Annotated in this window: 11 protein-coding genes; 5 read left to right on the top strand and 6 right to left on the bottom strand. The window is 62.5% G+C overall.

The window, feature by feature from the left end:
* Nucleotides 1-135: 135 nt before the first annotated feature.
* The 3 genes from JQ632_RS08940 to JQ632_RS08930 all read right to left on the bottom strand — a co-directional run bounded on the left by JQ632_RS08940 (nt 136) and on the right by JQ632_RS08930 (nt 4,721).
* Nucleotides 136-648: a TIGR02281 family clan AA aspartic protease gene (locus JQ632_RS08940; RefSeq protein ID WP_212401934.1), complete on the bottom strand. Its 513-nt coding sequence runs from the start codon at nt 646-648 to the stop codon at nt 136-138.
* 126 nt (nt 649-774) lie between these two features.
* Nucleotides 775-3,252 carry an ATP-dependent helicase HrpB gene (hrpB, locus tag JQ632_RS08935; protein ID WP_212401933.1) on the bottom strand — a complete coding sequence of 826 codons (2,478 nt, stop codon included), beginning with the start codon at nt 3,250-3,252 and terminating at the stop codon, nt 775-777.
* Between the two features lie 152 nt (nt 3,253-3,404).
* Nucleotides 3,405-4,721 carry a UDP-glucose/GDP-mannose dehydrogenase family protein gene (locus JQ632_RS08930; protein ID WP_212401932.1) on the bottom strand — a complete coding sequence of 439 codons (1,317 nt, stop codon included), beginning with the start codon at nt 4,719-4,721 and terminating at the stop codon, nt 3,405-3,407.
* A 189-nt stretch (nt 4,722-4,910) separates the two neighbouring features.
* Between JQ632_RS08930 and JQ632_RS08925 the strand changes: the two genes are divergently transcribed.
* Both JQ632_RS08925 and JQ632_RS08920 read left to right on the top strand, forming a co-directional pair.
* Nucleotides 4,911-5,978, top strand: coding sequence for an acyltransferase family protein (locus JQ632_RS08925; RefSeq protein WP_249151642.1), 1,068 nt, complete (start codon nt 4,911-4,913; stop codon nt 5,976-5,978).
* A gap of 187 nt (nt 5,979-6,165) precedes the next feature.
* On the top strand, nt 6,166-7,596 hold the full coding sequence (locus tag JQ632_RS08920; RefSeq protein WP_212401931.1) for a site-specific integrase: 1,431 nt from the start codon (nt 6,166-6,168) through the stop codon (nt 7,594-7,596).
* 37 nt (nt 7,597-7,633) lie between these two features.
* On the opposite strand, the gene JQ632_RS08915 is transcribed toward JQ632_RS08920, so the two are convergent.
* The gene (locus tag JQ632_RS08915) at nt 7,634-7,885 is read right to left on the bottom strand and encodes a hypothetical protein (RefSeq protein WP_212402097.1); all 252 of its coding nucleotides are present in this window, start codon (nt 7,883-7,885) and stop codon (nt 7,634-7,636) included.
* A gap of 65 nt (nt 7,886-7,950) precedes the next feature.
* Here JQ632_RS08915 and JQ632_RS08910 point away from each other — a divergent pair, with 65 nt between their 5' ends.
* The 3 genes from JQ632_RS08910 to JQ632_RS08900 all read left to right on the top strand — a co-directional run bounded on the left by JQ632_RS08910 (nt 7,951) and on the right by JQ632_RS08900 (nt 9,919).
* On the top strand, nt 7,951-8,106 hold the full coding sequence (locus JQ632_RS08910; RefSeq protein WP_212401930.1) for a hypothetical protein: 156 nt from the start codon (nt 7,951-7,953) through the stop codon (nt 8,104-8,106).
* A 158-nt stretch (nt 8,107-8,264) separates the two neighbouring features.
* Nucleotides 8,265-8,561 (top strand): hypothetical protein, encoded by a 297-nt coding sequence (locus JQ632_RS08905; protein WP_212401929.1) that lies wholly within the window; start codon nt 8,265-8,267, stop codon nt 8,559-8,561.
* A 374-nt stretch (nt 8,562-8,935) separates the two neighbouring features.
* A complete protein-coding gene (locus JQ632_RS08900; RefSeq protein WP_212401928.1) occupies nt 8,936-9,919 on the top strand; it encodes an AbiJ-NTD4 domain-containing protein in 984 nt (327 codons plus the stop codon).
* A gap of 337 nt (nt 9,920-10,256) precedes the next feature.
* Here the strand turns inward: JQ632_RS08900 and JQ632_RS08895 are convergent, their stop codons facing one another.
* Together JQ632_RS08895 and JQ632_RS08890 are read right to left on the bottom strand one after the other, a co-directional pair.
* On the bottom strand, nt 10,257-10,748 hold the full coding sequence (locus JQ632_RS08895; protein WP_212401927.1) for a cupin domain-containing protein: 492 nt from the start codon (nt 10,746-10,748) through the stop codon (nt 10,257-10,259).
* A 229-nt stretch (nt 10,749-10,977) separates the two neighbouring features.
* Nucleotides 10,978-11,940, bottom strand: a complete 963-nt coding sequence (locus JQ632_RS08890) for an ABC transporter substrate-binding protein (RefSeq protein WP_212401926.1) — start codon at nt 11,938-11,940, stop codon at nt 10,978-10,980.
* Nucleotides 11,941-12,158 lie beyond the last annotated feature (218 nt).

Genomic DNA, 12,158 nt, shown 5'->3' with positions numbered 1-12,158 from the left:
GAATGCCAGGGCGCAGCGGAAGGCGGGATTGGCGGCTTATGGCCGATAATTGCGGCAGATTGGTAACGAGGAAACCTTAACCGCCCGATGGTGGAGCAAACGGCTGCAATATCGCGAAATATGTTCGGCTGGGCCTTACTGTTCCAGCATCATCCGACCGTTGGCGTATTCGAAACGCTTCAGCCGGGAAAGGAAGGAAAGCCCGAGCAGGTTCTCCGACAGCGCCTCGTCCGGCAGCACCATGGCATCGACGTCGCGCACGATGAGCCCGCCGACCTCGAGCATGGCAAGACGGGTGCGCGCGGCCTTGATGGTGCCGTTGGCGGTGGTGACGCTCGCGTTGTAGTCGCTGCGCGAGGGACGCAGGCCGAAACGGGCTGCCGACTTCTCGTTCAACGCAACCACCGATGCGCCGGTATCGACCATGAAGTCGATGCGCTGGCCGTCAATGCGGCCTTCGGTCTGGAAATGGCCGCGGGCGTCGCGGGCGATGCTGAGGCTGCGAGAACCCGTCTGCGCCGGCGTCGCGACGGCAATGGTGTGCTGTGGCGCCGCGGTCGCCGAGGCCGCGCTCATCTTATCCGCCATCTGAGCCATGAACGTGCCGAGGCCGATCATGATGGCCGCGAAGATCATAATGTTACGCATGACACACCACTTCGAACCGAACGCACGATCTCACCACGGCAAGCGCCCCTCCGCGAGCAAGGCCACGGCCGGGACGCTGCCATTTTGGCGAAAAGGATGAGCGAACGGTTAATGAGCCTGTGTGATTCAGGTCCCGCGCGGCTTGGCGCGCCGGGTCGGCAACGCATTGGCGGGATCGTCGGGCCAGGGGTGACGTGGATAGCGGCCGCGCAGATCGGAGCGCACCGCGCTGTAGCTGCCACGCCAGAAGCCGGGCAGATCGCGCGTCACCTGCACCGGGCGCTGCGCCGGCGACAGCAATTCCAACACCAGCGGCACCTTGCCGGCTGCGATCGAGGGATGGGTGTTGAGGCCGAACAATTCCTGAAGCCGCACCGCGATCGTCGGCCCCTGCTCGGCCTCATAGTCGATCGCGAGCATCGTGCCGGTCGGCGCCTCGAAATGCGTCGGCGCCTCGCGATCCAGCCGCGCGCGCAAGTCCCAAGGCAACAGCGCCATCAGCGCCTCCGACAGATCGCCGGCCGAGACGTCCTTCAGCGCAATCTTGTCGTAGAGCGCGGGCACCAGCCAATCCTCGCGCCGTGCGATCAATGCCGCATCGGACAGGTCGGGCCAGCTCTCGCCTTCGGCCTTGCGCAAAAACATCACGCGGTCACGCCATTGAACGGCCTGCTTCGACCAGGGCAGCCGGTCAAGTCCGGTCGCGATCAAGCCGTCAGCGAGGACGCGTGCCGTCTCGGCGGACGGTGAAATCGTGAGTGGTGCTTCCGCGAGCGTGATCGCATGCAAAATGCGCTTGCGCCGCGCACGCAGCGCCATCGCGCCACGATCGAAGGAAATCTCGTCCGAGGTTTCGATGTGCTCGGCAAAATGCTGCTCGATCTCGGCCTCGCGGATCGGCGCGGCGAGCAGGATGCGACCGCTGGCCGCCGTTCCCGTCATCTCGGCCACCGCGATGTAGGGTGCGCGCGCAAGCGATGAGGTCTGATCGACGGCGGCGCCGCGGCCATTGGCGAGCACAAAGCTGCCATTGCCGCGGTTGCGCGCGACGCGATCGGGGAAGGCAAAGGCAAGCATCACGCCGGTGCTCAGCTCGCCCTGCCCTGATCCAGATTTCTCCGTCGAGGCGACCTGCGCAGCCCAGCGCCGGGCGAGATCGCGGGCGCTGGAGGCGCGCGGCGAGCGGTCGCGGCGAAACTGATCGAGCCTTTGGTCGAGATCGACGGTATCGCCGCCGAGCCCGCGCTCGGTGAGGATAGCTGCGATTTCGGCGGCGGCTTCGCCCTCGCCCGACCGGTGCGAATCCACGATCATGCGCGCCAGCCGCGGCGGCAGCGCGAGCGCGCGCAAGCTCTTGCCTTCCGCCGTGATGCGGCCGTCGGCATCGAGCGCGTTGAGCTCGCCGAGCAGGCTGTTCGCCTCCTTCCAAGCGGGCGCGGGCGGTGGATCGAGGAACGACAGCGCCGTGGGATCGGCGACGCCCCATTGCGCGAGATCGAGCACCAGCGACGACAGGTCGGCGCTGAGGATCTCCGGCTGCGTATAGGGCGCGAGCGACGCCGTCTGCGGCTCGTCCCACAGGCGATAGCAGATTCCGGGCTCGGTGCGGCCCGCGCGGCCGCGACGCTGATCGACCGCAGCGCGCGCGGCGCGCACGGTCTCGAGCCGGGTCAGGCCGATATCCGGCTCGTAGCGCGGCACGCGCGCAAGGCCGGAATCGACCACGATGCGCACGCCTTCGATCGTGAGCGAGGTCTCGGCGATCGACGTCGCCAGCACGACCTTGCGGCTGCCCCTGGGCGCCGGCGCAATCGCGCGGTCCTGCACGGCGGCATCGAGCGCGCCGAACAATGGCACGATCTCGGTGCTGGCATCCTGGATGCGCTCGGCGAGGAAGTTTTGCGTGCGGCGGATTTCGGCGGCGCCGGGAAGAAACGCCAGCACCGAGCCGCTATCTGCGCGCAACGCGGACGCTATCGCATCCGCCATCTGCCGTTCCAGCAGCACGTCCGGCTTGCGGCCGAGATAGCGGGTCTCGACCGGAAAGGCGCGGCCTTCACTTTCAACCACGGGCGCATTCCCTAAGAGCCTTGCGACCCGCGCGCCGTCGAGCGTTGCCGACATCACGAGGATGCGCAGGTCTTCGCGCAGTCCGGTTTGCGCGTCGCGCGCCAGTGCCAGGCCGAGATCGGCGTCCAGCGAGCGCTCGTGGAATTCGTCAAACAGCACGGCAGCGATGCCCGACAGTTCGGGATCGCTAAGGATCTGGCGGGTGAAAATGCCCTCGGTCACCACCTCGATGCGGGTCGCGCTCGATATCTTCGAGCCGAAACGAACGCGATAGCCGACGGTCTCCCCAGTGCGCTCGGACAGCGATTTCGCCATGCGATCGGCGCTGGCACGGGCCGCGATGCGGCGCGGCTCCAGCACGATGATCTTCTTGCCCACAGCCCAGGGCGCGTCCAGCAGCGCCAGCGGCACGCGCGTGGTCTTGCCGGCGCCCGGCGGCGCCACCAGCACGGCCGCATTGTGTTGATCGAGCGTGCGCGTGAGCTCGTCGAGCACCGTGTCGATTGGAAGAGGTGTGTCGAAGCTGTGGGGCAAGATTCTATCCACTCGTCATGCCCGGGCAAAAGCGCGAAGCGCGTCTTCGCGCTAGATGTCCCGGGCATCCACGTTCTTTCATCGCGGAGTGAACAAGACGTGGATGGCCGGGACAAGCCCGGCCATGACGGAATTACTGGAGTAGATGCGAATCAACCGTTCGCCGACGCCCTTCCCACACTCTCATAGACGAAGCCGGCGGCTTCCATCTCCTCGGGGCGGTAGATATTGCGCAGGTCGACGATCACGGGCTGCGCCATGGTCTGCTTCAGCCGGTCGAGATCGAGGGCGCGGAACTGGACCCATTCGGTGACGATCACGAGGGCGTCGGCGCCCTCAGCGCAGGCATAGGCGTCCTCGCAATAGTCGATGCTCGGCAGCTCCGGCCGCGCCTGCTCCATGCCGGCGGGATCGTAGGCGCGCACCTTCGCGCCCATGTCGAGCAGCCCGGTGACCAGCGGGATCGACGGTGCCTCGCGCATATCGTCGGTGTCGGGCTTGAAGGTGAGGCCGAGCACGCCGATGGTCTTGCCGCGAAGCGCGCCGCCGAGCGCGTGGCTGACCTTGCGCGCCATCGCGCGCTTGCGGTTCTCGTTGACGGCGAGCACCGCCTCGACGATGCGCAGGCTCACATCATAGTCCTGCGCGATCTTGATCAGCGCACGGGTGTCCTTCGGGAAGCAGGAGCCGCCGAAGCCGGGCCCCGCATGCAGGAACTTCGTGCCGATGCGGTTGTCCAGGCCGATGCCGCGCGCGACCTCCTGGACATTGGCGCCGACCTTTTCGGAGAGATCGGCGATCTCGTTGATGAAGGTGATCTTGGTCGCGAGGAAGGCGTTCGCGGCGTATTTGATCATCTCGGCCGTGCGGCGCGCAGTGAACATGACGGGCGCCTGGTTCAGCGACAGCGGGCGGTAGACGTCGCCCATCACCTTGCGGCCGCGCTCGTCCTCGGTGCCGACCACGATGCGGTCGGGGAACTTGAAGTCGCGGATCGCCGCGCCCTCGCGCAGGAATTCGGGGTTGGAGGCGACCACCACATCGGCTTTCGGATTGGTCTCGCGGATGATGCGCTCGACCTCGTCACCGGTGCCGACCGGCACGGTCGACTTCGTCACCACCACGGTGAAGCCGGACAGCGACTGCGCGATCTCGCGCGCGGCGGCATAGACGTAGGTGAGATCGGCGTGACCGTCGCCGCGGCGCGACGGCGTGCCGACCGCGATGAACACCGCATCCGCGTCCGCCACCGGCTTGGACAGGTCGGTGGTGAAGTCGAGCCGCTTGGCCTTCACGTTGGCCGCGACCAGCGCGTCGAGCCCCGGCTCGTAGATCGGGATCTCGCCGCGATGGAGCGCTGCGATCTTGCTTTCATCCTTGTCGACGCAGGTGACATCGTGACCGAAATCCGCAAAACAGGCGCCGGACACCAGCCCCACATAACCCGTGCCGATCATGGCGATGCGCATCGGAAACCCTGTCTGTCGTGGTTAACAAAATCTAACTCGAATTCGACTCGGTCTTAGGCATTTTCCGGCCGCGAGGGAAGGCCTGGAATTCGAAAAGCGGCATGCGATTTGTACCAGTAAAGATAGCGTAAACCGCAAGGCCTCACACTGCCTCACAACCGGGCGGTGACCGCCTCGAAAAGGGACACCATGACACCAATCGGCACAATGCCCGCCCACGGAGGTTTCGGGACCTCGGCGGCCGCGCGTGTCGACTGGGTCGACTATGCCAAGGGCATCTGCATCGTCATGGTCGTGATGATGCATTCGGTGCTGGGGGTTGAACTCGCTGCGGGCGAGACCGGCTTCATGCATGGACTGGTGGTGTTCGCAAAACCGTTCCGGATGCCGGATTTCTTCCTGATTTCGGGCCTGTTCCTGCCCCTGGTGATCGACCGCGACTGGCGAACCTATCTCGACCGCAAGGTGGTGCATTTCGCTTATTTCTATGTCGTTTGGGTGACAATCCAGTTCGGCTTCAAGGCGCATGGCCTTGCGGTGGAGACCGGCTGGCGCGAGGTCGGCTGGCTTTATCTGGAGTCCTTCATCGAGCCGTTCGGCACGCTCTGGTTCATCTATCTGCTGCCGGTGTTCTTCGTCGTCACAAAACTGACACGCAGATTCCCCCCGCTCGCGATCTGGCTCATCGCAGCAGCGCTGGAGACCGCGCGCGTCACGACGGGGTGGACCGCGATCGACGAGTTCTGTGCGCGCTTCGTCTATTTCTATTCGGGCTATTTGTTCGCAGACTACGTCTTCGCGCTGTCCGATCGTGCGCGCAGCCATCCTCGGCTGGCGCTCGCGGGACTCGCGGCATGGGCGATCGTCAACGGCAGCCTCGTCGCGCTGGGCGCGAGCGAATGGAAGCTCGTCTCGCTGCTGCTCGGCTTTGCCGGCGCCTGCGCCATCATCACGGTGGGCACGCTGCTGGCGCGCGTGCACTGGATGAACGTCCTGCGCTTCTGCGGCGAGCATTCCATCGTGATCTACCTCGCCTTCTTCCTGCCGATGGCCTCGACGCGCACCTTTCTGCTGCGCACCGACATTATCCCCGACATCGGCATGGTCTCGCTGATCGTCACCATCGCCGGCATCGTTGGATCGCTCGTGATCTGGCAGGCCGCGCTGCGCCTGCGCGCCAATTTCCTGTTCGAGCGTCCCCGCGCATTCTGGATCGCGCCGAAGAAGGCAGCGGGCGCGTTGCAGGCGGCAGAGTGACACCGTCGTCCCGGCGAAGGCCGGGACCCATAACCACAGGGCATTATCTTGGTATTCGGTGAAACACGCCGAAACTAAGAAACCCCTATGAAATCAGGCCTTTCTGATTAGGCTTGGTGCGGGCTGTTTCTGCGGGCTTCGCCAAATTCAGGGCCGGGCCCTAACCCCAACCGAAGGACATTCGCACATGACCAGCACCGCACTCGTCGCGATCGAGCCGACCGTCATCATTCTCGAACCCCTCGCCAAACCCGCCCGCAACGGCCGTGTGATCCTGACCGACCGCATCTGCCAGAAGCGGGTCACCGCGCGCACCAAGGTCTACGACCGCAAGTGCCCCGGCCTCTATGTCAGCATCATCGCGGCGGGCACGGCGACTTTCAATTTCAAGTTCACCGATCCGTCGACCGGCAAGCAGCGTTCCACCGTGCTGGGCGTCTATAACCCCGAGACCTTCACCGTCGAGGACGCCCGCAGCGCGGTCTATGCGCTCAAGGCCCGGCTCGGCAAGGGCGAGAACGTCGCCGAGGGTCTGCGGCAGCAGAAGGTGCTGAAGACCAAGCGCGGCCGGACCGTCGACGACATCATCGCCGAGCGCATCGAATGGATGAAGGTCAAAGTCAAGAAGCCGGACGGCGAGATGCGGCCCCGGCTGGAGAGCTGGGAGACGACCGCGAGCAATTTGCAACGGTTCCTGAGCCCCCGGCTCGGCAGCAAGCTCGCCACCGAGGTTACCAAGCACGACATCGCCACGCTGTCGAACGACATCGTTGCCGGTGAGTTCGGCGTCCCCTCGACCAGCAATGCGCGGCAGATGCGCAAGGCGGCGAGCGCGCTGTTCAACTGGGCGGCCGAAGCAGGCCGCGACTACGTCACCGCCAGCCCCTGCGTCAACCTGCCGAAGCTCGACCCGGAGCATCCGCGCACGCGGGTGTTGTCCGAGGACGAGATCAGGATTTTCTGGCACGGCCTCGACCGCGAGGATTTGCCATGGGACCGCCGGACCCGGTTGGCGCTCAAGTTCGAGCTGGTCACCATGCTGCGCTCGAATGAGCTGCTCGGCGCCCGCCGGGACGAGCTGTTCGATCTCGACAGCGAGCACCCGCGCTTCGACGTGCCGTTGAAGCGGGTCAAGAAGCGCCGGGTGATTCAGCAACCGTTGTCGTCTCTCGCCGTCGAGACCATCAAGGAAGCGCTGGCGTCCAAGGATCAGCAGTTCGTGTTTGCGAGCCCGCTCGGCGACCAGCGGATGAACCGGCAGGTGATGGCCGTGGCACTGCGCGGCACCACGCACACCGATGGCAAGCGCAAGGGACAGATCAAGACGCCCGGCCTTTGCGCGCTGCTCGGGCTCAAGCCTTTCACGCCGCACGATCTGCGCCGCACGGCGGCGACCTTGGCCGGTGATCTCGGTTTCGACGATGCGCAGATCGCGAAATGCCTCGACCACGCCGTGAGCAAGAAGGGCGAGGAGATCGTGCCCACCGTCACCGGCAAGGTCTACAACCATTCCAAGCGGATGAAGGAAAAGCGCGCGGTGCTCGACGGCGTCGCGGCCGAGCTGCGACGGATCGTCGCGACGGCGGCTGAGAGCAAGGCGCGGAAGATCGCGGCGTGATCGGGTGGCGCCGCCCGCCGCGACGCCCCGCAGCACTTCAATGCAGCCGCCGCCGCAGCTTCTTGATCAGCTCGCGCAGATCGGCCGCGTACTCCTCGATGGTCTTCTGCGCCTCGTCTATCTGCCACTTACGCGACTTCGGCGCGGGCTTGGGTTTCGGCCGGGGTGGCAGCTTGTCCTTAGCTTGGTTCATAGGCCCGATGGGAGGGAGGGGCTGAAGGGGGCCGTTGAGACAGATCAAGGGAAGCCCTTGTTGATGCCGCGCGGCCGGCACCACAAAAATTAACATGGATTAAGTTTGGCTTGGGACTAGGATACCGACACGACCCAAATTTGCGTGGGAGGGCAGGTCCCATGGAACAATACATCCACAACGAGAATATCCGCCGGTATCGAAAGCTCATTGAGGAAGAGACCGACGAGCACAAGCGCGCCGTCATCCGGCAACTCCTGTCCGAAGAAGAGGCGCGAGAAGTCCCGGCCAGTCCCAAGCGGGAAGAACGTCCATAGCCGTCGCCGCCTGTCACTCTGGCGCATTGTGGACCGCCTTGGGCAGCGTGGTCAGCACGCGGTCATCCGGTAGCCTGATCGGATCGTCGAAGGGGCGGCCCCAGCCCTTCACCTCAGCCATGGTACCGTTCTAGCGTGCCCGGCATGGCGACCACGCCATGAATACTGCCGTGGGGCAAGATATGCCGATGAGAATCAAGTTTGCCATAGCCTTTGCGGCGATAACGTTCATGTCAGGAATGGTGATCGCCGAGACAGGAAAGACTTTAAAGCCACGACCTAAGGATTGTTCTAGGCAGTTTTTGGCAGCTTGGGATCGATTTATCCAAGACTCGAACGCAAAACCCGATGACGCCCCGATTCCCAAGCAGCCTTGCACGATGCACGGTCGCACGGGCGATTATGTCTGCGACCAAGAAGGATGCATGAAGCACAAGGAAGGTTATAAGGATTGAACTGCGCACCAAGAATGCGCCGCCACTTCGGCCCCACTTCCCGGGTGAAGAATTTTTCACCGGGGGCACGATCAATTCAAACGCCGACAAACTTCGCCGGGCTCGTCCCCCGTTTCGAAAACGCTACGCGGCGCGGGCAGTCCGGCAGCCGCGAGATTGGCGTATAGATGAGCCACGCGAACCAATTGGTAATCGGTGACCAGTTGCGGCGGGGCCGCGCAGTCCCGCAACTCCCTGTGGATTTTGCGGACATCCTCCAAAAACTGTCTGGCGTGTAGCGCCCGCGTGTAACCATCCCTCGTTGATTCGAGGATATTTTCCGCAATGCTGACTGATGTTTTGCAGAGCGTTACAAGCAGACGCCTCTATGGACCATGTTCACTCAAACCGAGCAGCGACTGCTGGTCCAAATCTACCGATTGTTTTCGGAGCAACTCTGTCGCTTCACCGGCAGCAACAAAGGCCTCTGGTCTGAGGTGCAAAGCAGGCTGTCAATGGAATTAGGCCAAGCATCTCTTTCGCCTCTGACCTACAATTTCATGGGAACCTGGAACGGCCAACCACACCACTATTATGGATCATGGGATATCGAACACGTCTGCAAAACGTGGTTCTTGCAAGACTTCGATGGAAGTGATCCAGCCGATCGCTTTATGAAGGAACGAGTTAGCTTTATCGAGCTTGCCTTTCGTCTGGTCGAGGAGCGCGTCGCCACCAACAACGCCAACTTGCCTGCAGCGATTAAGCAGGCGGAAGACTTTTATAGCACCAGAAGCGCTCGCAGCGGAAAGCCCCGTATCCCCGGAAACTATTCCGACGGGATTCGGACGCAGAATGAGACGATGAACAAAGATTTTCGCGCGGCCGTGGCAGAGCTGAATACCCGCCTCCGTCAAGCCGAGTGCAAACTGCATTATCACAACGGCTTTGTCCAAAGTGCGGACGATGAGCGGATGCAGGCTGAAATCGATACACCGTTCTGGAGTCTAGTGTCTGCTCCGAAGTGGAAAAATGTAGACACTGACATGAAAGAGGCATTCGACCGTCGAGACAATAGCGCGCGTGACCCAGCGTTCTATGCAGTACGAGCGCTGGAGAGCGCGATCAAAATTATCTCGGCGGAAAACAATTTGACAACAGGCAAGGAGCGCGGGGCTCATAACTATATCGATAACTTGTCAGGCAACGGAAACCTTGTGAGCTGGGAAGCAAATGCTCTAAAACATCTATTCACCTATGTACGAAATCCCCTCGGCCATGGTCCCGGCGCCGCCGCGATGCCGACATTGACCACCGAACAAACCGATTGGGTGATCGACACGAGCCTAAGTTGGATCAAACGTTTGGTTCGAACATGATGTGAGAGATCACGCCGCCCTTCGAGATAGCTCGTGCCCAACTCAGGCACGTGATCATCTCACACCGTCACGCTTTAGCACGTGGTGCAATCGCTCCGACGTCGCGGCCCACACACTGAACGCATCTGCCTGCGGGCAACGATCGACCCGTTGCCGCCTGGGGGCGCTCAAAAGGATCGTGCGAAGCGGCGCCACGAAAGGAGATTGAGCGGTTGGCAGCGTTCTCTGTTCGCTTACCCCTCAGAACCGGACCCAAGAGCAGAAGGCCGGGTTTGGGCGCTATGGGCCAATTTCGGACTCAGCGCTTAGCTCTTGTGGGCAAATGTTTGAGCCCCGCCTACCTGAATTCTTGCCCATGTTTGAGAGCGATCGCGTTGATCTGCTCCCGCGTCAATTCCTTTCGCGGTTCGCCGGGTCGGCCGCAGGTTTCGCGAAAGAAACCGTCGAGGCCTGGGGGCACCATGATCCACAGTAGAACCAGTTCCTGATCTGGACTACTGAAACCATGCCACGTGTTCTTGGGTATGAAAATCGTTCCACCTCTTTCGCAAGAGTGACACACATCGTTGAGTGTGACCGTGCCACTGCCTTCCAGAACGTAGAAGGCTTCGTCCCTGTCGAGGTGTCGGTGAACCGGAATGCCTGAGCCCTTAGGTAGCTGCTGAATGCCGAGGCCAAGATTATTGGACCCCGTTACGGGGTCGACCTTGATGAAGATGTTGCCACCATCACGAAAATGGATCAGGTGTTCGCCCTCTTCGGCACCAAGCACATAGCCCTGCGGCACCGGGTTGTGCGACTTCGCCTCGATTTCCTTGCTATTTGGCATCGCGTGCTCCCTCGGCCAATACGCAACAATGAAAAAGCCACAATAGCAGAATGCTGCACCACGAGCGACGCCCATGGCCAAGGACGGCTTTGGGTCAAGAGCGGCGATCGAAACTGCCTGCTTGGTGAGTCCGCTTCGCCCGTGACAGCGGACCTCCGTAGGTTCCCGCGCGACTTCGCCTCAGGGCCACTTGCGGACTCATGCGCCGCAGCAAGCAAAGCCTATTCGATCATTCGATCACCTCGTCCGCGCGAATGAGGAACGATTGCGGCACGGTAAGGCCGAGCGCCTTCGCTGTCTTCAGGTTGATCACGAGCTCGAATTTCGTTGGCTGCTGCACAGGCAGGTCGGCAGGCTTGGCGCCTTTCAGGATCTTATCGACGTAGGTTGCGGCCTTCCGGTACGCATCGGCCTCGTCGGACCCATAGCTCAGCAGGCCGCCCAGATCTGCGAAATCGCGAACGAAGGACACCGCCGGAATCCGGTAGCGGACCGCCAGTTCGGCAACCCGCCGGATCGGCAAACTGGGCTGGACGATCAGTGCGTCCGGAGTCTCCTGCTCCAATGCCGAAAAGGCAGCGTCAAGCTCGGCGCTGCTGTGGATCATGACGGGATTGATCATGACCCCGGCAGCTGCCCCGTCGCTCTCGACCCGCTGCAAAAATGGCTTGGAAAAGGGATCTGGTACATTCGCCAGCGCCGCGATGCGATGCGATGCCGGAATCAGTTCGCGGACGACATCAACCAATTTGCCTGCCAGTTCCGCACCGATGGCCGCCATGCCGGTGATATTGCCTCCCGGCTGGGCGACGCTCGCGACAAGCCCCGTCTCGACCGGATTGCCCACCAGTGCCATCACGATCGGGATCTGTTGAGTTGCCTGTCTGGCGGCGAGGGCTGCTGGCGTGAACCAGGCCACAATCAGGTCCACCTTGAGCCGCACCAGTTCCTCAGCCAAAGAGGGCAACCGGCTTGTCTGCCCCGCGTCCGATCGAAATTCGTATCGAACGTTTCTTCCCTCGATGTAGCCGAGCTCGCGCATATCCTGCTGAAAGAGCCGCCAAAAGCGCTCCGAGGCGGGAGATCCGACAACAAGAACGCCGATGGTTGGCATTTTTGGCTGCTGCGCGGCGGCGAATGACGCAAGAACACTCGCCGCACCGACAAATACAATGAGATCGCGGCGTCTCATTTGGTCCTCCAACGGCGGGGCCACCACCAGATTATAGCAGCCCGAACCGCGTGGAGTCAGAAAGCCTCACCGCGGCTTTGGCGGTCAATGCGAGTTCCGCTCAGGGTCAAAAGCGCTGGTCGGAAGATCAGAGATCGATGTCCAGTGGACTGCTAATACCCGACCTAGCGGCCTGAGCTTGCCGACATCTCATAGCAGTGCCCTTAGTGGCCCCCTAT

It is taken from the genome of Bradyrhizobium liaoningense, assembly GCF_018130955.1.
Classification (GTDB): domain Bacteria; phylum Pseudomonadota; class Alphaproteobacteria; order Rhizobiales; family Xanthobacteraceae; genus Bradyrhizobium; species Bradyrhizobium liaoningense_C.
This window is presented reverse-complemented; position numbering and strand designations above follow the sequence as displayed.

Coding starts and splice junctions, on each gene's coding strand:
- JQ632_RS08900 (WP_212401928.1), top strand. CDS start 8,936: ATGTTCACTCAAACCGAGCAGCGACTGCTGGTCCAAATCTACCGATTG.
- JQ632_RS08920 (WP_212401931.1), top strand. CDS start 6,166: ATGACCAGCACCGCACTCGTCGCGATCGAGCCGACCGTCATCATTCTC.
- JQ632_RS08910 (WP_212401930.1), top strand. CDS start 7,951: ATGGAACAATACATCCACAACGAGAATATCCGCCGGTATCGAAAGCTC.
- JQ632_RS08930 (WP_212401932.1), bottom strand. CDS start 4,721: ATGCGCATCGCCATGATCGGCACGGGTTATGTGGGGCTGGTGTCCGGC.
- JQ632_RS08890 (WP_212401926.1), bottom strand. CDS start 11,940: ATGAGACGCCGCGATCTCATTGTATTTGTCGGTGCGGCGAGTGTTCTT.
- JQ632_RS08895 (WP_212401927.1), bottom strand. CDS start 10,748: ATGCCAAATAGCAAGGAAATCGAGGCGAAGTCGCACAACCCGGTGCCG.
- JQ632_RS08940 (WP_212401934.1), bottom strand. CDS start 648: ATGCGTAACATTATGATCTTCGCGGCCATCATGATCGGCCTCGGCACG.
- JQ632_RS08905 (WP_212401929.1), top strand. CDS start 8,265: ATGAATACTGCCGTGGGGCAAGATATGCCGATGAGAATCAAGTTTGCC.
- JQ632_RS08925 (WP_249151642.1), top strand. CDS start 4,911: ATGACACCAATCGGCACAATGCCCGCCCACGGAGGTTTCGGGACCTCG.
- JQ632_RS08915 (WP_212402097.1), bottom strand. CDS start 7,885: ATGTTAATTTTTGTGGTGCCGGCCGCGCGGCATCAACAAGGGCTTCCC.